The 17,384-nt window shown below is 70.2% G+C and carries 18 protein-coding genes; 7 read left to right on the top strand and 11 right to left on the bottom strand.

What is annotated here, in order from left to right:
• The first annotated feature begins 29 nt into the window (after window positions 1–29).
• The 4 genes from ACGGCP_RS23800 to ACGGCP_RS23785 all read left to right on the top strand — a co-directional run bounded on the left by ACGGCP_RS23800 (window position 30) and on the right by ACGGCP_RS23785 (window position 2,203).
• On the top strand, window positions 30–428 hold the full coding sequence (locus tag ACGGCP_RS23800) for a roadblock/LC7 domain-containing protein (protein ID WP_392970089.1): 399 nt from the start codon (window positions 30–32) through the stop codon (window positions 426–428).
• Window positions 429–674: 246 nt separating this feature from the next.
• The gene (locus ACGGCP_RS23795; protein WP_106364086.1) at window positions 675–1,052 is read left to right on the top strand and encodes a DUF742 domain-containing protein; all 378 of its coding nucleotides are present in this window, start codon (window positions 675–677) and stop codon (window positions 1,050–1,052) included.
• 6 nt (window positions 1,053–1,058) lie between these two features.
• Window positions 1,059–1,646, top strand: a complete 588-nt coding sequence (locus tag ACGGCP_RS23790; RefSeq protein WP_208499596.1) for an ATP/GTP-binding protein — start codon at window positions 1,059–1,061, stop codon at window positions 1,644–1,646.
• Between the two features lie 215 nt (window positions 1,647–1,861).
• On the top strand, window positions 1,862–2,203 hold the full coding sequence (locus ACGGCP_RS23785; protein ID WP_392970085.1) for a YciI family protein: 342 nt from the start codon (window positions 1,862–1,864) through the stop codon (window positions 2,201–2,203).
• Window positions 2,204–2,218: 15 nt separating this feature from the next.
• On the opposite strand, the gene cynS is transcribed toward ACGGCP_RS23785, so the two are convergent.
• On the bottom strand, window positions 2,219–2,668 hold the full coding sequence (gene cynS / locus ACGGCP_RS23780; RefSeq protein ID WP_392970082.1) for a cyanase: 450 nt from the start codon (window positions 2,666–2,668) through the stop codon (window positions 2,219–2,221).
• Between the two features lie 250 nt (window positions 2,669–2,918).
• Here cynS and ACGGCP_RS23775 point away from each other — a divergent pair, with 250 nt between their 5' ends.
• Window positions 2,919–3,752: a formate/nitrite transporter family protein gene (locus ACGGCP_RS23775; protein WP_392970079.1), complete on the top strand. Its 834-nt coding sequence runs from the start codon at window positions 2,919–2,921 to the stop codon at window positions 3,750–3,752.
• A 47-nt stretch (window positions 3,753–3,799) separates the two neighbouring features.
• Here ACGGCP_RS23775 and ACGGCP_RS23770 read toward each other — a convergent pair whose 3' ends face one another.
• From ACGGCP_RS23770 to deoC, 6 genes are all read right to left on the bottom strand, one after another.
• Window positions 3,800–4,225, bottom strand: a complete 426-nt coding sequence (locus tag ACGGCP_RS23770; protein WP_205328069.1) for a roadblock/LC7 domain-containing protein — start codon at window positions 4,223–4,225, stop codon at window positions 3,800–3,802.
• The gene (locus ACGGCP_RS23765) at window positions 4,222–5,781 is read right to left on the bottom strand and encodes a hypothetical protein (RefSeq protein ID WP_392970076.1); all 1,560 of its coding nucleotides are present in this window, start codon (window positions 5,779–5,781) and stop codon (window positions 4,222–4,224) included. The genes ACGGCP_RS23770 and ACGGCP_RS23765 overlap by 4 nt, the downstream gene beginning before the upstream one ends.
• Window positions 5,782–6,115: 334 nt before the next feature.
• Window positions 6,116–6,931 carry a DNA primase gene (locus tag ACGGCP_RS23760; RefSeq protein WP_392970073.1) on the bottom strand — a complete coding sequence of 272 codons (816 nt, stop codon included), beginning with the start codon at window positions 6,929–6,931 and terminating at the stop codon, window positions 6,116–6,118.
• Window positions 6,932–7,058: 127 nt separating this feature from the next.
• Complete coding sequence (locus ACGGCP_RS23755; RefSeq protein ID WP_392970070.1) at window positions 7,059–7,934, bottom strand: aldehyde dehydrogenase family protein; 876 nt, start codon at window positions 7,932–7,934, stop codon at window positions 7,059–7,061.
• Window positions 7,927–9,351 (bottom strand): aldehyde dehydrogenase family protein, encoded by a 1,425-nt coding sequence (locus ACGGCP_RS23750; RefSeq protein ID WP_392970067.1) that lies wholly within the window; start codon window positions 9,349–9,351, stop codon window positions 7,927–7,929. The genes ACGGCP_RS23755 and ACGGCP_RS23750 overlap by 8 nt, the downstream gene beginning before the upstream one ends.
• A 3-nt stretch (window positions 9,352–9,354) precedes the next feature.
• On the bottom strand, window positions 9,355–10,269 hold the full coding sequence (gene deoC, locus ACGGCP_RS23745; RefSeq protein ID WP_392970064.1) for a deoxyribose-phosphate aldolase: 915 nt from the start codon (window positions 10,267–10,269) through the stop codon (window positions 9,355–9,357).
• A gap of 93 nt (window positions 10,270–10,362) precedes the next feature.
• Here deoC and upp point away from each other — a divergent pair, with 93 nt between their 5' ends.
• A complete protein-coding gene (gene upp, locus ACGGCP_RS23740; RefSeq protein ID WP_392970061.1) occupies window positions 10,363–10,995 on the top strand; it encodes a uracil phosphoribosyltransferase in 633 nt (210 codons plus the stop codon).
• A gap of 49 nt (window positions 10,996–11,044) precedes the next feature.
• On the opposite strand, the gene ACGGCP_RS23735 is transcribed toward upp, so the two are convergent.
• The 4 genes from ACGGCP_RS23735 to ACGGCP_RS23720 form a co-directional block, all read right to left on the bottom strand.
• Entirely contained in the window at window positions 11,045–11,446 is a 402-nt protein-coding gene (locus tag ACGGCP_RS23735; protein ID WP_392970058.1) for a PIN domain-containing protein, read from the bottom strand.
• Complete coding sequence (locus tag ACGGCP_RS23730; protein ID WP_392970054.1) at window positions 11,431–11,691, bottom strand: type II toxin-antitoxin system Phd/YefM family antitoxin; 261 nt, start codon at window positions 11,689–11,691, stop codon at window positions 11,431–11,433. Before ACGGCP_RS23730 ends, ACGGCP_RS23735 begins: the two co-directional genes overlap by 16 nt.
• Before the next feature lie 114 nt (window positions 11,692–11,805).
• On the bottom strand, window positions 11,806–13,467 hold the full coding sequence (locus ACGGCP_RS23725; protein ID WP_392970051.1) for a phospho-sugar mutase: 1,662 nt from the start codon (window positions 13,465–13,467) through the stop codon (window positions 11,806–11,808).
• A 56-nt stretch (window positions 13,468–13,523) separates the two neighbouring features.
• On the bottom strand, window positions 13,524–15,488 hold the full coding sequence (locus ACGGCP_RS23720; protein WP_392970048.1) for a serine/threonine-protein kinase: 1,965 nt from the start codon (window positions 15,486–15,488) through the stop codon (window positions 13,524–13,526).
• A 182-nt stretch (window positions 15,489–15,670) separates the two neighbouring features.
• On the opposite strand from ACGGCP_RS23720, the gene ACGGCP_RS23715 reads away from it, so the two are divergent.
• Window positions 15,671–17,257: a methylmalonyl-CoA mutase gene (locus ACGGCP_RS23715; RefSeq protein WP_392970045.1), complete on the top strand. Its 1,587-nt coding sequence runs from the start codon at window positions 15,671–15,673 to the stop codon at window positions 17,255–17,257.
• Window positions 17,258–17,384 lie beyond the last annotated feature (127 nt).

The raw sequence follows: 17,384 nt of genomic DNA, 5'->3' as shown, positions 1-17,384 counted from the left end.
ACGGAAGACGCTACTAAGGAGCGCAAACGATGAGCACTGGTGGAACCTCGGTCCAGGACCTGGGCTGGCTGCTGGCCGGCTTCGCCGAACGCGTGCCGGGCGTGGCCCACGCCGTCGCGGTCAGCGCCGACGGTCTGCTGCTGGCCTCCTCGCGGGACCTGCCGCGGGACCGGGCCGACCAGCTGTCGGCCGTGACCTCTGGCATGGTGAGCCTCACCCAGGGCGCGTCCCGCGTCTTCGAGGGCGGCGCCGTCCTCCAGACGGTGGTCGAGATGGACCGCGGCTTCCTCTTCGTCATGTCCATCAGCGACGGCTCGTCGTTCGCGGTACTGGCCTCGAAGAACTGCGACGTCGGCCAGGTCGGCTACGAGATGGCACTCCTGGTCGACCGCGTCGGCCAGGCCCTGACCCCTTCGGCCCGCAGCTGACCGGGCCGCTCGCACAGCCGCGTTTGGCGGTTGCGCGAACGGCACGGTAGGCTCCTTTCGAGCGGGACAGCCACGGCCCAGAGCCGTGAATGTGCATTGCACGAGTGGGACGAACTGAACACCAAACCCCTCCGTCGCATCCCCAGGCGACGGGCCGGTGCCTCCCCTGGCATCCGGTACACGGATAACTGACATGACTGCGGCACAAGGATTGTGGGATCTGCGGGTCGCGGTTGGAGGTAAGTAATGGTCCTCGGTGGTGATGAGCCGACCGGCTCACTCGTCAGACCGTACGCGGTCACTCGCGGCCGCACGCGGCCCCAATTGGAGATCGCCCTGGAAGCGCTGGTGGAGACCACCGCCCGCGGCCGGTCCGGGCAGTTCCTCGGCGGCCGGGAGCAGAAGGTGATCGTCGACCTGTGCGGCGGGCGCCTCCAGTCCCTCGCCGAGATCGCCGCGCGCATGGAGGTGCCCCTGGGCGTCGCGCGCGTGCTGGTCGCCGACATGGCGGCCGATGGATTGCTGGCAGTGCACGAACCCACCGGATTCGACGCGGACGGCGGCGACGAATCGGTCGGAACCGAGCTCCTTGAGCGTGTCCTCAGTGGACTCAGGAGGCTATAGACCCACATGAACTCACCCGCAGACACCTCTCGTGTGACCTCTGCCAAGATCGTCATCGCCGGCGGCTTCGGCGTCGGCAAGACGACCTTGGTCGGATCGGTCTCCGAGATCACTCCGTTGACGACCGAGGCGATCATGACCTCCGCCTCGGAGGGCGTCGACGACAACAACCTGGTGCCCGACAAGGCGACCACCACGGTGGCGATGGACTTCGGCCGTATCACCATCGACCAGGACCTCATCCTGTACCTGTTCGGCACGCCCGGCCAGACCCGCTTCTGGTTCATGTGGGACGAGCTCGTGCGCGGCGCGATCGGCGCGATCGTCCTCGTGGACACCCGCCGCCTGGCCGACTGCTTCTCGGTGATCGACTTCTTCGAGCACCGCAAGCTGCCCTACCTGGTGGCCGTGAACTGCTTCGACGGCAAGCAGCTCCACGACCTCAACGACATCCGCGACGCCCTGCAGATCTCGCACGACGTCCCCGTGATGTACACGGACGCCCGCAACCGGGAGTCCACCAAGCAGGTGCTCATCAAGCTCGTCGAGTACGTGCTCTCGATGCGCCGCACCCGCACCGTCGGCGTCCACTAGCTGCCCACAAGCGGACGCACGACCGTCTAGGCTGACCCATCTCCCTGGACCATACGTCGAAGGGGCCCAAAGCTTTCCAGCTTTGGGCCCCTTCCGCGTCCCCCGGACCCGGGCACGGCGAGTCGGGCGAAGCGCCGGGCGGTGTCGGACCCGGAGGCCATACTCAGGGCCCGGCCCCATTCCGGAGCCGCGGCATCGAGACGGAGGAGTCCGGCATGACGAAGTACTTGATCTCGTTCCCCAGCGAGGCCATGGTGTTCCCCGAGGAGGACTTCCAGGCGGTGGTGGACGACTCCCACGCCGTCATCGAGGAGGCCAAGGCCGCGGGCGTGTACGTCTTCGGCGGCGGGCTCAACGAGGAGGTCGCGCCGGTGCTCGTGGCGGCCGACGGCAGCGTCACCGAGGGGACGTACCCGGGCCGCGCGGTGCCCTGGGGCGGCTACTGCGTCCTCGAGCTGCCCTCCCGCGAGGCAGCGTACGAGTGGGCGGCGAAGATCGCCGCCGGGTGCCGCTGCGCGCAGGAGGTCCGGGAGTTCGGGTACGACCCGGCGAGCTGAGCCAGGCCCCAGGGGCTACCAGCGGTAGTCGAGGAACTTGCCGTCGAAGGTGACCACGACGCGGTCGCCGTCGGGGTCGGGGCGGCGCTTGATGTCGATGTTGAAGTTGATGGCGCTCATGATGCCGTCCCCGAACTCCTCGTGGATGAGCTCCTTGAGGGCCGGGCCGTACACGGTCACGGCCTCGACGAAGCGGTACACCGTGGGGTCGGACATCAGGGCCGGGTCGGTGCCGCGCGAGGGCTGCAGCCGCAGGCTCTCCTCGACCGCCTCCTCGAGTTCGAGCAGTTCGCAGACCGCCTTGGCCTGCAACGCGGTCAGGGGGTGCTGGCCCAGGAGTGCGGCGGTCGTCCACACCAGGGGCGCCTCCAGGTGCTCGGCGACCTGCGCCCAGGTCATACCGCGCCTGATCCTGGCGGCGTTGACGAGGGCTCCGGCGTCGGTCTTGGAGAGGATGGGCGTCATGGAGGGCTCCTTAGGACGGGAGCTTTCAACGTAACGGCATACCAGTAGCGCCGCCAAGCGCGAACGCGAATGGAAACCCGATCTTCACGCCGGTGTCACGCACTCCAGAACGCCTGCGGTGCAGCGTTTGTGACACGGCCATCTTCTGTCGTTCACGGGAGCGAAACGAGGGTTGGGGAGACTCCACCCGGTTCAACCGGTAGGGCCGAGGTCGTCCCCCCGGCGTACCCCCATCCCCGAGGAGACGCCCATGTCCTATGTGAAACCCGCGGAGTTCACCGCGAGAATGATCGACGCCGGCGAGGCGAAGGTCTTCATGTCGACCCGCGACACCGTCCTGCGCGCCTTCATGGCCGGCGCGATCCTCGCGCTCGCGGCGGCGTTCGCGGTCACGATCTCGGTGAACACCGGGCAGCCCCTGCTGGGAGCGCTGCTGTTCCCGGTCGGCTTCTGCATGCTGTACCTGCTCGGCTTCGACCTGCTCACCGGCGTGTTCACGCTGGTCCCGCTGGCGCTCATCGACAAGCGCCCCGGCGTGCGGCTGCGCGGCGTGCTCCGCAACTGGGGCCTGGTGTTCGTCGGGAACTTCGCGGGGGCCTTCACCGTGGCGCTCATGATGGCGATCATCGTGACGTACGGGTTCTCCGTGGAACCCAACGAGATCGGTCAGCAGCTCGGCGTCATCGGCGAGAGCCGCACCGTGGGCTACGCCGAGCACGGCGCGGCCGGGATGCTCACGCTGTTCATCCGCGGCGTCCTGTGCAACTGGATGGTCTCGACGGGCGTGGTCGCCGCGATGATGTCGACCTCGGTGCCCGGCAAGGTCATCGGCATGTGGATGCCGGTGATGGTGTTCTTCTACATGGGCTTCGAGCACTCGATCGTCAACATGTTCCTGTTCCCCGCGGGGCTGCTGCTCGGCGGCGACTTCTCGGTGGGGGACTACCTGGTCTGGAACGAGATCCCCACCGTGGTGGGCAACCTCGTCGGCGGCCTGACGTTCGTGGGCCTCACGCTGTACGCGACGCACGCGCGCACCGGCACCACGCGGACCCGCCCGGTCACGGTCGCCGCGCCGAAGTAGCGCAAAGCGAAAGGGCCCCGATCCGATCGGGGCCCTTTTCCGTTGTCTCAGATGACCTTCGGGATGGACCCGGTGTTCGTCAGCGCCTCGTTGAGGAGCGGCCCGACCTGCATCGTGAACTGGCCGAGCTCGTACCCGAGCTGCTCGCGGTCGCACTGGGAGACGGCCAGGAGCGTGAGGCAGATCTGCGGTCCGACCGGGGCGGCCAGGAGGACGCCTTCGGCCATCTCGACGATGACCTGCTGGGTGGGGCCGTGGTCCATGGACCGGCCGGCGCCCTCGCCCATCGACAGGAGGCCGGAGCCGATGCCCGCCAGCTGGTCCGCGCGCTCCTTGGGGAGCCCGGCGGAGACGGCGAGGGGGAGGCCGTCGACGGAGACGAGGACGGCGTGCGAGAGTCCGGGGGTGCGGGCCACGAGCGAGCCGAGCAGCATGCTCAGCGACCGCTCGTAGACGCCGAGGTTGGCGCTCATCGGGTGGCCATCCGCTCGTTGCGGGCGGGCGCGCCGGGGCGGCCGCCGCGGGCGCGGCCCCAGCCCTTGAAGTAGCCGGCCGTGTTCTGGGCGAGCAGTTCGGGGTCGCGGTCGATCGGCTCGTCGAAGCGCGGGTGCTCGTCGGCGACGACCGCGCCGGGGACCAGGTTCGCCTGCGGCTTGCGGCGCGGCAGCCCGGTGGGCGTGGTCGGCTCCTCGGTCTCGGGCGCCTCGGTGACGTGGCGGGCCATGCGCCAGCCCTCGTCGCCGGGGAGGTTCCACGACTCCGGTTCGGGCTCTTCGCCTTCGGGCCGCTTGAACCAGGCGCTGCGGGCCTGGCCGAGGATCATGAGGCCGTCGTCGTCGGCCATGAGGCTGGCGACGTCGACGATGTGGACGTCCTCCCGGGGCTGCCACGGGTGGCGGCGCGGCTCGGGGTCCGGCTGGCGCATGCCCTCGGACTGGAACGCGTCGTTCAAGGCCGTGCGCGAGGGCCGCTCGGCCGGTTCCGCCTGCGGCAGTTCGGCCGGTTCGGCCCGGCGGCGCCTGCGGATGGAGCGGGTGTGGCTCTCGCCGTCGACGGGCATCTGCGACTCGGGGATGACCTGGGTCGCTTCGAGGTCGACGACCGAGTGCAGCTGGGACGCGGGGTCGAGCGCGCGCAGGCTCTGGCGGTCGGGGAGGTCGCCGGGGAGGCGCACGGTGGTGTGCGTGTCGTGGCCGCGGCGGATCGGCCCGCGGTCCTCGTCGTCGTCGTACTCGGGGCGCGGCGCGTCGAGCCGGGGGCGCTTGGCCTGGAGGAGGCCGATGAGGCCTTCGAGCGACCGGTCCCAGGCGGAGATCGCCGCGGCGGTCGCGGAGACGGAAGGGGCGACGGACGGGTCGTCGCCGCCGCCGAGTTCGCGGATGGCCTCGGTGAGGGCGCCTGCCATCGCCGCGACCTGGCCGGGGTCGGCCACGGTGGCGAGGTCGGCGGCGAGCTCCTCGGTCGAGATCGACTGGAGCGCACCGGGCTGGGGGAGGCGGGTGAGGATGGCGACGGCGTTGGCCTCGCTCGGGTCGTCCCACGCGGCCAGCGCCGCCGGGAACACGGCCCGCAGGAGGCACGTGAGGGCCTCTGCCGCGTCGTGGCGTGCCCTGGCGGCCGATGCCACCGTGTCGAGGATGGGCCGCAGAGCGTTCATCTCAGGGCGCGCGGCGTAGGGCTGGCCGGAGACTTCGCCGGTGGCGAGGCCGCGGGCCATGGCGATGGCGTCGTCGAGGGCGTCCTTGGAGCGCGAGGCGGGGCTGGTGGAGCGGATGACGAGCTGTCCGGCGGCGGCGGCGAACTCGGCGAGCTGGACGACGTCGCCGTCGACGGCGACCGAGACCGACTGGCCGGGCGCGGATCGCGCGAGAAGGCTGTTGAGGCGGACCCAGCCGCGGGGGTCGTCGCCGAAGGTGTCGGTGGCGATGAGGCTGCCGCCGGCCGCGACGAGCGCGACGGCGCAGGCGGTGTCGCCTTGTCCGGCTCCTGCTACCTGCTGGTCGATGGTGATGCCGCAGAACACTTGCACCCGCGGGGCTCCTCTCGTCGGGCGCACCCGGACGGGCGCCGGCCCCTGTCGGCGGGCCGCAGCCCAGCCTGTATTTACCAGTCCGTTATCAGTTTTCCGCAGAATACTCGGTTCTGCAAGCGGACGGTCAGTGCGGGTTCATGAAGGGATGGAAGGTCATAGCACGCATTTCCGTCAATTCCTTGACGCTGCCCACCAGGGGATTCCCTTGTGGAATAACGCTGTGACACGTCGAGGCGCCGCCGCGTGGGGACGCGGCGGCGCCTCTGCAGGGCTTTGGAAACGGACTCCGAGTATGAGTCCGGATCGGCTGTTCGGCCGATTGCGGGCGGCGTTAATCGCGCCATTCGACGTGGTCGTTGATCTTGGCGATGACGCCGCGCCAGGCGATGGCGGCCTGCTGCGAGTCGTTCTTCTTCAAGCGGCGCTTGGCGAGTTTGCCGCGCAGGCCTCCGTCGACGACGACGCGGAAGGTCTCGTCGAGGTCGTCGAGCGGCGAGCCGGGCGCGAGCGAGGCGATGACGGAGTCGTTCTTGAGCGCGTAGCCGAGGTCGCGGCCGACTTCGGCGGCCTTGATGAGCAGCTCGGGCTCCCAGGACTCCTGGCCGCCGCGGAGGTTGGCCACGACCAGGTCGAGCTCGTAGATGTCGTCTTCGTCACACACGATGTCGTCGGCGCTGAGGCGCTCCTGGAGTTCGGCGTACTCCTCGATCGCGGCGAGGTCGTGGTCGTCGTTCGCCTTGACGTAGGCGACGAGCGCGTCGGCTTCGCGGAAGACGAGCAGCTTCCCCTTGCGGGTCAGGAAGACCGGGACCTCTTCGGGTTCGGCGTCGAGGGCGTCCTCTTCTTCCTCGGCGTCCTCGTCCTCGAAGTCGGCGGCGTCGGGCTCGGGGGCGTCCTCGTCCTCGGCGTCGGTGTCGTCGTCTTCGGCGGCGGCGTGCCTGCCGACCGGGACGTCCTCTTCTTCTTCCTCTGCCGCTTCGGGTTCCTCGGCTTTGGCCTTGGCGCCGGGGAGGGTGTCCGACATCCGGTACGCGCGCAGGGTGAAACCGGAGTCCTTGCCCAGGTGGAGCTCCACCGGGTCGACGCTCGTCTCATTCCAGAGCTTGTCGGTCTCGGCGCTGCGCACCGCGTCAGATTCGGCCGCCATGTCGCGTCCCTCCCGTAGTGATCTAGCTGGGGAACAGCCTACGACGGGGCGACACGCCCGGTCGTACCCGGTAGACCCTGAAAGAAAAAGGCCCCGCTCGATGCGAGCGGGGCCTTCTTGCAAGCGACTAGTACGCGCCTCCGGCGGCGGCGGCCATCCCGGCCGGGTGCCACACGGTCTTGTACTCGGTCCACTGCCGCAGCAGGTCGAGCGAGTCGCCGGACTTCCCGGGGCGGCGCACCACCTTGAGCGTCTCGGCCGCGGCGGCCTCCAGGGAGGCGGCCAGGCCGGCGTCGGCGACACCGGAGAGGTCGATCCCGTTGACGTCGGCGTGCGCGGCCAGGTGCGGCGCGACCTCGGCGGCCTTGCCGCTGAGGATGTTGACGACCCCGCCGGGCAGGTCGGAGGTGGCGAGCACTTCGCCGAAGCTCAACGCGGGCAGCGGCTTCGACTCGCTGGCGAGGACGACGACGGTGTTGCCGGTGGCGATCGCGGGGGCGACGGCCTCGACGAGCCCGAGGAAGGGGTCGTCCTGGGGCGCGACCACGGCGACGACGCCGAGCGGTTCGGGCGTCGTGTGGTTGAAGTAGGGGCCCGCGACGGGGTTGGCCCCGCCGAGCACCGACGTGTACTTGTCGGTCCAGCCCGCGTAGTGCACGAGCCGGTCGACCGCGGCCTCCACGGTCGCCAGGGCCGCCTGCGGCTCGACGCCCGTCGCGTCGGCGACCTCCTCGGCGAACTGCCCGGCGCGGCCTTCGAGCATCTCGGCGGCGCGGTAGAGGATCTGCCCGCGCAGGTACGCGGTCTGGCCCGCCCACGGCCGCTGCGCCTTGCGGGCGGCGGCGACGGCGTCGCGGCCGTCCTTGCGGCTGGCGAGCGCGGCGTTGGCCAGCTCGGTCCCGTCCGGACTGCTCACGGGGTAGCTCCTTCCGGACTCCGAGCGCGGGAACTTCCCGCCCACGTACAGCTTGTAGGTCTTCTTGACCCGCAGACGATCAGACATCGAGGTACGCCTCCAAGCCCTGGCGGCCGCCTTCGCGGCCGTAACCGGACTCCTTCAGGCCGCCGAAGGGGCTGGCGGCGTCGAACTGGTTGAACGTGTTGGCCCACACCACGCCCGCGCGCAGCCGCTCGGCGGCCCACAGGATCTTGGAGCCCTTCTCGGTCCACACCCCGGCGGACAGGCCGTACGGTGTGTTGTTGGCCTTGGCGATCGCCTCGTCGGGGGTGCGGAACGTGAGGACGCTGAGCACCGGGCCGAAGATCTCCTCCTTGGCGATCCGCATCGACTGCTGGACGCCGGTGAACACGGTGGGGCGGAACCAGAACCCGCGTTCGGGCAGGTCGCAGGCGGGCTGCCACACGTCGGCGCCCTCGCCCGTCCCGGTCTCGGCGAGGGCCCGGATGCGTTCGAGCTGCTCGGCGGAGTTGATCGCGCCGATGTCGGTGTTCTTGTCGAGCGGGTCGCCCACGCGCAGCGTCTCGACGCGGGCCTTCAAGCGCTCGAGGACCTCGTCGGCCACGGACTCCTGCACGAGGAGGCGCGAACCGGCGCAGCACACGTGCCCCTGGTTGAAGAAGATGCCGTTGACGATGCCCTCGACGGCCTGGTCGACGGGGGCGTCGTCGAACACGATGTTCGCGGCCTTGCCGCCGAGCTCCAGGGTGAGCTTCTTCTTCGACCCGGCGATGGACTTGGCGATCGCGCGGCCCACGGCGGTGGAGCCGGTGAACGCGATCTTGTCCACGGCGCTGTCGACGAGCGCCGCGCCCGTTGCGCCCGCGCCGGGGAGGATGTTGACGACGCCCGCGGGCAGGTCGGCCTCCTGGCACAGCTCTGCGAACATGAGCGCGGTCAGCGGCGTGGTCTCGGCGGGCTTGAGCACCACCGTGTTCCCGCACGCGAGGGCGGGCGCGATCTTCCACGCGAGCATGAGCAGCGGGAAGTTCCACGGGATGACCTGGCCGATGACGCCGAGCGGCCTCGGGTCGGCGCCGAGGCCCGCGTAGGCGAGCTTGTCGGCCCATCCGGCGTGGTAGAAGAAGTGCTGCGCGGCGGTGGGGATGTCGAAGTCGCGGGTCTCCTTGATGGGCTTGCCGTTGTCGAGGGACTCGGCGACGGCGAACTCGCGGGCCCGCTCCTGCAGGAGCCGGGCGATGCGGAACAGGTACTTGCCTCTTTCGCTGCCGCTCATGGGGCCCCACACGGACTCCTGCGCGCGGCGGGCGGCGGCGACGGCCTTCGCGACGTCGGCCGCGCCGGCCTCGGCCACCGTGAACAGGGCCTCCTCGGTGGACGGATTGACCGACTTGAAGACGGCGCCGTCGGCGGCGTCGGTGAACTCGCCGTCGATGAAGAGCCCGTAGTGCTCTTTGATCTGGGGCCGCACCGACTCGGGTGCGGGCGCGTACTCGAACATCGCTTAGTCCACCGTCACGTAGTCGGGGCCGGAGTAGTGGCCGGTTGTGAGCTTCTGGCGCTGCATGAGCAGGTCGTTGAGGAGGCTGGAGGCGCCGAAGCGGAACCACTCGTTGGAGAGCCACGGGTCGCCGAGGACCTCGTTGACGCACACCAGGTACTTGATGGCGTCCTTGGTGTTGCGGATGCCGCCCGCGGGCTTGACGCCGACCTGGACGCCGGTGAGTGCCTTGTAGTCGCGCACGGCCTGCATCATCAGCAGGGTCACGGGCAGGGTGGCGTTGACGCCGACCTTGCCGGTGGAGGTCTTGATGAAGTCGGCCCCGGCGTACATGGCGAGCCAGGACGCGCGGCGCACGTCGTCGTAGGTGACCAGTTCGCCGGTCTCGAGGATGACCTTGAGGCGGGCGTCGCCCGCGGCGGCCTTCACGGCCTTGATCTCGTGGAACACCCGCTCCAGATCGCCCGACAGGTAGGCGCCGCGGCTGATGACCATGTCGATCTCGTCGGCTCCGGCGCGCACGGCGGCCTCGGTGTCGGCGAGCCGCACGTCGAGGGGCACCTGCCCGGCCGGGAAGCCCGTGGCCACGGAGGCGACCTTCACGTCCGAGCCCTGGAGGGCCTCGGCGGCGACGGCGACCATCGACGGGTAGACGCAGACCGCGGCGGTGGAGGGCGCGTCGCCGTCGGGCCGCATGGCCTTCGCGGCGAGCGACCGGACCTTCCCGGGGGTGTCGGCGCCTTCCAGCGTGGTGAGGTCGATCATGCTGATGGCGAGGTCGATGGCCTTCGCCTTCGCGTCCGCTTTGACCGAGCGGGTGGCGAGCCCCGCCGCGCGCGCTTCGAGGCCGACCGCGTCGACGCCGGGGAGGGCGCGGACGAGGGACGCGGCCTCGACGCCGCTCAAAATTGATCCCATGACCCGATAATATCCGTTCGGTGTGACGTGGCGTTCGGAGTGTGGCGACAGGCTCACATTAGCGCGGCTGCCTGGGCGTTAAGGTTGGGAACCGTGGATGTCAAGATCGTCGAACACCCGCTCGCCGCAGAACGGCTTACCGCCATGCGGGACGAGCGCTCGGACTCGCCTAGGTTCCGGGCTGCCCTGCACGAGCTCACCATGATGCTCGTCTACGAGGCCACGCGCGACGTGGCCGTGACCGAATACGAGATCCGGACGCCGGTGGCTCCGGCCAAGGGCTTCCGCCTCGGGAACCCGCCGGTGCTCGTGCCGGTGCTGCGCGCCGGGCTCGGCATGGCCGACGCGGCGCAGGCGATGATCCCTGACGCGTCGATGGGGTTCGTGGGCCTGGCCCGCGACGAGGAGACGCACGAGCCGTACGCGTACATGGAGTCCCTGCCGGACGACCTGACGGGGCGGCACGTGATCGTGCTGGACCCGATGGTCGCCACCGGAGGGTCGCTGCTGCGCTGCTGCGAGATGATCGCCGCCCGCGGCTGCACCGACATCGACCTGATCAGTGTCCTGTGCGCGCCGGACGGCATCGAGAAGCTCGCCGCGTCGGGCATCGCGATGAAGATGACGACCGCGGCCGTGGACCCGGTCCTCAACGACAAGGCCTACATCGTCCCCGGCCTGGGGGACGCGGGCGACCGCCAGTTCGGCGCGTACCGCCGTTTCTAGCAGTCGACAGAAAAAGGGGCCCGGGATCATGCCGGGCCCCTTTTCCTGTTCACAGCTCGATGACGTTCACTCCGGGGAGGCCGCCGAAGTCGGCCTTGCGGTCGAGGGTGACAAGGGCCCGCTGGGTCTCCAGTGCGGTTGCGGCGATGATGAGATCGAGCTCGCCCCGAGGCGATCCGGTCCTCGTGCAATGGGCCTTGAGTTCGGCATGGAACTCCGCCGTATCCGCCGTGTAGTCCTCAATGGTGCAAAGCCGAAGCACGCGTTCGATCGCGCCGGTCCGGCGCGCTCGCTTTTCAGGCGGGGAGAGCTTCACGCCGACCTTCAACTCGGTCAGCGTCACGGTCGCGACGGCGGCGTCGTCGTCGAAGTCCAGAACCGATGTCGGGTCGAGCTTGCGCCGCTCGAAGGCGATGAGCACACCGGTGTCGAGGATCAGTCTTCGGCCCACGGGTCCTCGATCTCGGACGGCTTGTTCATGTCGCGGTGGACTTCTTCGAGCAGGTCCGCGAATTCCTCGTCGGGCTCGATCGAGGAGTACGCCTCGATGATGGCCGCGCCGTTGGCGCGGTGCGGGGGCGTGATCGTCGCGACGTGTTTGCCTCCGCGCATGACCTCGAAGGTCTCGCCGCGGCTCGACGCGTCCAGGATCGCCGAGAACCGGCGCGCGGCCTCGGTGGCGGTTATGGCAGTCATACCTATCATATTATCTGATTTACCAGACTCCAGCGGTCATTCGTGGGAGTGACACGCGCTCACGAAAAAGGGAGGCCGGGCTCACATCGCCCGGCCTCCCTTGACGTCCGCTTCCTAGTGGGGCACGCCCAGGACGGCCGCGATCTCGGCCTTCAGGGCCTCGACGGAGGCGCGGGCGCGCTCGCGGGCCGCGCCGAGGTCGCCGCCGACGTCCTCGCGGACCTCGAGGTAGGCCTTGAGCTTCGGCTCGGTGCCGGAGGGGCGGCAGACGACCCGGGCGTTCGCGGTGGTGACGGTGACGACGTCGGCGTCGGGGAGCCGGTCGAGGTACTCGGTGACGGGCTCGTCGAGCAGCGACGTGGGCGGGTGGGCGCGCAGGCGCTTCATGCACGCGGCGATCTCGCTGAGGTCCTCGACGCGGACGGACAGCTGCCCGGTCTCGTAGACGCCGAACTCCTCGGCGAGCTCGTCGAGCCGGTCCTGGAGCGTCGCCATGCGGGCGGCCTGCCCGGCGGCGATCTCGGCGACGACGAGGGACGCGGAGATGCCGTCCTTGTCGCGCAGGAACTCGGGGGCGACGCAGTAGCCGAGGGCCTCCTCGAACGCGAACGCGAGGTCGGCGTTGGTGCGGGCGAGCCACTTGAAGCCGGTGAGGGTCTCCATGTAGCCGAGGCCGCGCTTCTCGCACATCGCCTTGAGCTGCGTGGTGGAGACGATCGTGGTCGCGTAGGTGCCCTTGCGGCCCTTGCGCATCCAGTGGTCGGCCAGGAGCACGCCCACTTCGTTGCCCGAGAGCTGGCGCCAGGTGCCGTCGCCGGCGGGGACGGCCACGGAGCAGCGGTCGGCGTCGGGGTCGAGGGCGAGCGCGACGTCGGCGCCCTCTTCGACCGCGAGGGCCTTGAGCCGGTCGATCGCGCCGGGCTCTTCGGGGTTGGGGAACGCGACGGTGGGGAAGTCGGCGTCGGGCTCGGCCTGGTCGGCGACGAGGATCGGGGCGGGGAACCCGGCCTTCTCCATGGCGCGCACCAAGGTCGCGCCGCCGACGCCGTGCATCGGGGTGGCGACGGAGGCGAGGCGCTTGGGGTCGTCGGGGTCGACGACGGAGGCGATCGCCGCCAGGTACTGGTCCACGATGGACTCGTCGAGGGTCTCGCCCTCGTCGCCGAGGGGGATCTCCGAGAGCGGGCCGAGCGCCTCGATCGCGGCCTCGATCTCGGTGTCGGCGGGCGGCACGATCTGGGCGCCCGCGCCGAGGTCGCCGCCGAGCTCGCGGCCGAGGTAGACCTTGTAGCCGTTGTCCTGCGGCGGGTTGTGGCTGGCGGTGACCTGGACGGCCGCCGCGGCGTTCAGCTTCGTGACGGCGTAGGCGGTCACGGGCGTGGGGAGCGTCCCGGGCATGACGAGGGCGCGGCGGCCCGAGCCGGTGACGACGCGCGCGGTCTCGGCCGCGAACTCGCGGCTGCCGTGGCGGGCGTCGTAGCCGATGACGACGGGCCCTTCGGCGCCCTTGGCGTCGAGCCAGTTCGCGAGCCCCGCGGCGGCGGCGCGCACGACGGCGAGGTTCATGCCGTTCGGTCCGGCCCGCAGGGGCCCGCGCAGGCCCGCGGTGCCGAACTTCAGCCGCCCGGCGAAGCGGTCGGCGAGCTCCGGAGCCGTCGCGGGGAAGCCGTCGAGCAGCCGGTACAGCTCGTCCCGGGAGGTCTTGTCAGGGTCGTCGGTGATCCACTGCAGCACGTCGGCGCGCAGCGCATCCAGGTTGGTCGTCTCCTCGGTCATGCGGAAATCGTCGCATACCCGCATGACGGGAGGCACCTGTTGTGGACGGTGTGGCCTCAGCCGGTCTGGAACGACGCCACAGCCTCGTCGTACACCTGCTGTGATAGGTCCCATGAATCGGCGTCGCCGGAGACGAACACGCCGTACGAGGCCGCTTCGCCGTCGTAGACGAGCGACCAGATCGAGTGCCGCTCGGCCCCGCCGTCGGTGTTCGTGCCCGTGTACTCCAGGACCGCGCCGTCCATCCCCGCGACCGAGGCGTCCGCGAGCTGGACCTGCTCGAGGTCCTCCATGCTCTCCGGCAGGCTCTCCCAGTAGTCCTCGAGGTACTCCCGGTCGGTGTCGAAGTCGTGGCTGAACCCGGAGTAGAACCGCACCCACTGGGTGTCGTCCTCAGGGTTGTAGAACACGACGTACGACTCGCCCGCTTCGCCCTCGGCCCAGCCGGCCGGATAGTTCGCGGTGAACCCGTCCCCCTCGTAGGTCGCCGTCTCGAACGCGGGGGCCTCCCCGCCCTCGCTCCCCTCCGACTCGCCGCCCTCGCCGGACGGCTCCTCGGCGGCGCTCTCGGACGCACCCGGCTCCCCGCCCCCGCCGCCGCTCGTGTCGCCGAGCAGGAACTTGTAGGCGCCCCAGCCCAGCACGAGCGCCAGCAGCACGCAGATTACGATGACCGAAGTGGACTTCCAGACGTTCCCGGCCGGCTCCTCCGGCTCCACGTCCCGCACCTGCGGCCGCCCGCCGGTGCGCGGCGGCGACACATCCTGGTACGGCGCGGCCTGCCGCTGGTACGGCGGCGACTGCTGCGGGATGCCGCCCGTCCCCAGCGGCCCGGCCAGCAGCACCTGCAGCTCCTGGCGGACCTGCGGCAGCGGCGCCCGCTGCTGCGGGTCCTTCGCGAGCATCCCCCCGATGAGCGGCGTCAGCGGCCCCGCATGGCGCGGGCTCTCCGGCGGCTCCTGCACGACCGCGCGCATCGTCGACACCGCGTCCCCGCGGTCGAACGGCGGACGCCCCTCGACCGCCGCGTACAACGTCACACCCAGACTGAACACATCGCTCGCGGGCTCGGCCGGATGGCCCACCGCCCGCTCCGGCGCGATGTAGTGCGCCGACCCCAGCACCTTCCCCGGCGTCGTCCCACCCGACACCTGATGCTGCTGCGCCGCACCGAAATCCGACAGGACGCACCGCCCGTCCGTCGAGATCAGCACGTTCCCCGGTTTGATGTCACGGTGGATGATCCCCGCATCGTGCGCCGCCTGCAACGCCCCCACCAGCGCCAGACCGATCTTCGCCGCCACCCGCGGCGCCAACGGCCCGTCCTGCGTCAGGATCTCCGCCAGACTCCGCGCCTGCAAGAGCTCCATCACGATCCACGGCAGCCCGCCGTGCTCCACCACGTCGAAGATCCGGATGATCGACGGATGCGACAGCGCCGCAGCGATCTGCGCCTCCCGCCGCGACCGGTCGATCAACTGCGCCCGCTCCGGCGCCGGCAGGTCCGGCGGCAGGAACACCTCCTTGAGCGCCACCTCCCGACGCAGCACCATGTCCTGCGCACGCCACACCGACCCGTTGCCGCCCTTGCCGACCAGATCCACCAGCCGGTACCGCTCGGCCACCAGGTCACCGGGCCCCGCCCGGTTCCCCGTGCCCGCCGGACCGCCCGGACCGCGCCCGTCCTGCCCGCCGACCGCGAAACTCTGCCCCAGGTTCCCGTAGTTCCCGTACGACGACGAATGCCGGTACGAGGAGTCCCCGTACGAGTCCCCGCCGTACGCGTCCCGGTTGAAACCCGGATTCGACCGCGGGTCCGGACGGGACCCCGAACGGTACGGGTCCGACCCGGTGAACCGCGCCCCGAACGAAGGATGCGGATCGGCACCGCCGAGCTCCGCACCCCAGTTCGACTGAGGCTCTTGCGGTTCCTGGGAGTACCGAGGGGTCGGCACCGCACCGGGGCGGGGGTCCTCGTATGCGCCGGGACCACCGCGACCGTAGTCAGATGAGTACGTCATTCGGCCACTCCTCGCGAGGGATCCCCACTAGTCTGCCGTGTCCGGGCCAACCGGTCGGTACCGGGTTTCCGTAACCGGTCGCGGACGGCATCGTAAACGGCGGGCGGCCGGGGGCACGACGACCCCGCCGGGAACCGGTCGGACCTTCCCGAAGACGAGGTACGACCCCTAGGATGGCAGCCATGCAGTCGTCACCGCAAGGCCGCGACGGGATCGAGATCCGACCCGTCTACCGACCCGAAGACACCCCCGCCGACCTCACCGAACGACTCGGCGAACCCGGGTCCTTCCCCTACACCCGCGGCGTCCACCCCACCATGTACACCTCCAAGCCCTGGACCATGCGCCAATACGCCGGCTTCGCCACCGCCGCCGAATCCAACCGCCGCTACCGGGACCTCCTCGCAGCCGGCACCACCGGCCTCTCCGTCGCCTTCGACCTCCCCACCCAGATGGGCTACGACTCCGACGCCCCCGAAGCCGCAGGCGAAGTCGGCAAAGTCGGCGTCGCCATCGACTCCCTCGCCGACATGCGCACCCTCTTCGCCGACATCCCCCTCGACGAGGTCTCCACCTCCATGACCATCAACGCCCCCGCCGCCGTCCTCCTCCTGCTCTACCAGCTCGTCGCCGAAGAACAAGGCGCCGACCCCGCACGCCTGCGCGGCACCGTCCAGAACGACATCCTCAAGGAGTACATCGCCCGCGGCACCTACATCTTCCCGCCCGCCCCCTCGCTCCGCCTCGTCGCCGACACCTTCGCCTACTGCGCCGCCGAACTCCCGCAATGGAACACCATCTCCATCTCCGGCTACCACATGGCCGAAGCCGGAGCCACCCCCGCGCAGGAACTCGCCTTCACCCTCGCCGACGGCATCGAATACGTCGACTGCGCCGTCAAAGCCGGACTCCACGTCGACGCCGTCGCACCCCGCCTCTCCTTCTTCTTCGTCGCCCGCTCCCGCATCCTCACCGAAGTCGCCAAATTCCGCGCCGCCCGCCGCATCTGGGCCCACATCATGCGCGACCGCTTCGGCGCCAGGGACCCCCGCAGCATGAAACTCCGCTTCCACACCCAGACCGCAGGCGTCGAACTCACCGCCCAGCAACCCGAAGTCAACCTCGCCCGCGTCACCGTCCAAGCCCTCGCCGCCGTCCTCGGCGGCACACAATCCCTCCACACCAACGCCTACGACGAAGCCATCGCCCTCCCCACCGACAACTCCGCCCGCCTGGCGCTGCGCACCCAGCAGGTCATCGCCAACGAGACCGACCTCACCGACACCGTCGACCCCTTCGCCGGCTCCTACGCCGTCGAAGCCCTCACCGACGACATCGAAACCGAGACCCTCCGCCTCATCGACGCCGTCTTCGCCCACGGCTCCGCCGTCGCCGCCATCGAAGCCGGATTCCAGAAGAGCGAGATCGAACGCAGCGCCTACGAGACCGCCAAACGCATCGACTCCGGCGAACAGACCGTCGTCGGCGTCAACGCCTACACCCTCGACAACGCCGAAACCCCCTACCAGCCCCTCAAAGTCGACCCCGCCGTCGAAGCCGCCCAAATCCAACGCCTCGCCGCCCACCGCGCCGCCCGCGACCCCCAGGCACTCGCCACCGCCCTCACCGCCGTCACCGCCGCCGCCGCAGGCACCGCCAACGTCCTCTACCCCCTCAAGGACGCCCTCGCCGCAGGCGCCACCGTCGGCGAAGTCTGCACCGCCCTCGCCGCCGAATGGGGACGGTACACACCCACCGACAACTGGTGACCGCACCATCACCCACAGCCGAAGCGCACAACGCGTCTGTCGCCGAAAACACGACCCCGGGAAACACTGGTCCGCGGACGCGTCATGCCCGACATGCGCGTCCGTGTTCTGTATGAAAAAAGGATCT

The sequence above is a fragment of the Glycomyces sp. NPDC048151 genome, assembly GCF_043202775.1.
Lineage (GTDB): Bacteria > Actinomycetota > Actinomycetes > Mycobacteriales > Micromonosporaceae > Glycomyces.
Note: the sequence above shows the minus strand (reverse complement) of the source record. Positions and strands in the feature narration are given on the sequence as shown.

What these genes read in the sequence shown, in the direction of transcription:
- ACGGCP_RS23730 (WP_392970054.1), bottom strand. Translation starts at nt 11,691, where the DNA reads ATGACTGCCATAACCGCCACCGAGGCCGCGCGCCGGTTCTCGGCGATC.
- ACGGCP_RS23715 (WP_392970045.1), top strand. Translation starts at nt 15,671, where the DNA reads ATGCAGTCGTCACCGCAAGGCCGCGACGGGATCGAGATCCGACCCGTC.
- ACGGCP_RS23790 (WP_208499596.1), top strand. Translation starts at nt 1,059, where the DNA reads ATGAACTCACCCGCAGACACCTCTCGTGTGACCTCTGCCAAGATCGTC.
- ACGGCP_RS23775 (WP_392970079.1), top strand. Translation starts at nt 2,919, where the DNA reads ATGTCCTATGTGAAACCCGCGGAGTTCACCGCGAGAATGATCGACGCC.
- cynS (WP_392970082.1), bottom strand. Translation starts at nt 2,668, where the DNA reads ATGACGCCCATCCTCTCCAAGACCGACGCCGGAGCCCTCGTCAACGCC.
- deoC (WP_392970064.1), bottom strand. Translation starts at nt 10,269, where the DNA reads ATGGGATCAATTTTGAGCGGCGTCGAGGCCGCGTCCCTCGTCCGCGCC.
- ACGGCP_RS23800 (WP_392970089.1), top strand. Translation starts at nt 30, where the DNA reads ATGAGCACTGGTGGAACCTCGGTCCAGGACCTGGGCTGGCTGCTGGCC.
- ACGGCP_RS23755 (WP_392970070.1), bottom strand. Translation starts at nt 7,934, where the DNA reads ATGTCTGATCGTCTGCGGGTCAAGAAGACCTACAAGCTGTACGTGGGC.
- ACGGCP_RS23785 (WP_392970085.1), top strand. Translation starts at nt 1,862, where the DNA reads ATGACGAAGTACTTGATCTCGTTCCCCAGCGAGGCCATGGTGTTCCCC.
- ACGGCP_RS23720 (WP_392970048.1), bottom strand. Translation starts at nt 15,488, where the DNA reads ATGACGTACTCATCTGACTACGGTCGCGGTGGTCCCGGCGCATACGAG.
- ACGGCP_RS23725 (WP_392970051.1), bottom strand. Translation starts at nt 13,467, where the DNA reads ATGACCGAGGAGACGACCAACCTGGATGCGCTGCGCGCCGACGTGCTG.
- ACGGCP_RS23795 (WP_106364086.1), top strand. Translation starts at nt 675, where the DNA reads ATGGTCCTCGGTGGTGATGAGCCGACCGGCTCACTCGTCAGACCGTAC.
- ACGGCP_RS23760 (WP_392970073.1), bottom strand. Translation starts at nt 6,931, where the DNA reads ATGGCGGCCGAATCTGACGCGGTGCGCAGCGCCGAGACCGACAAGCTC.
- ACGGCP_RS23770 (WP_205328069.1), bottom strand. Translation starts at nt 4,225, where the DNA reads ATGAGCGCCAACCTCGGCGTCTACGAGCGGTCGCTGAGCATGCTGCTC.
- ACGGCP_RS23750 (WP_392970067.1), bottom strand. Translation starts at nt 9,351, where the DNA reads ATGTTCGAGTACGCGCCCGCACCCGAGTCGGTGCGGCCCCAGATCAAA.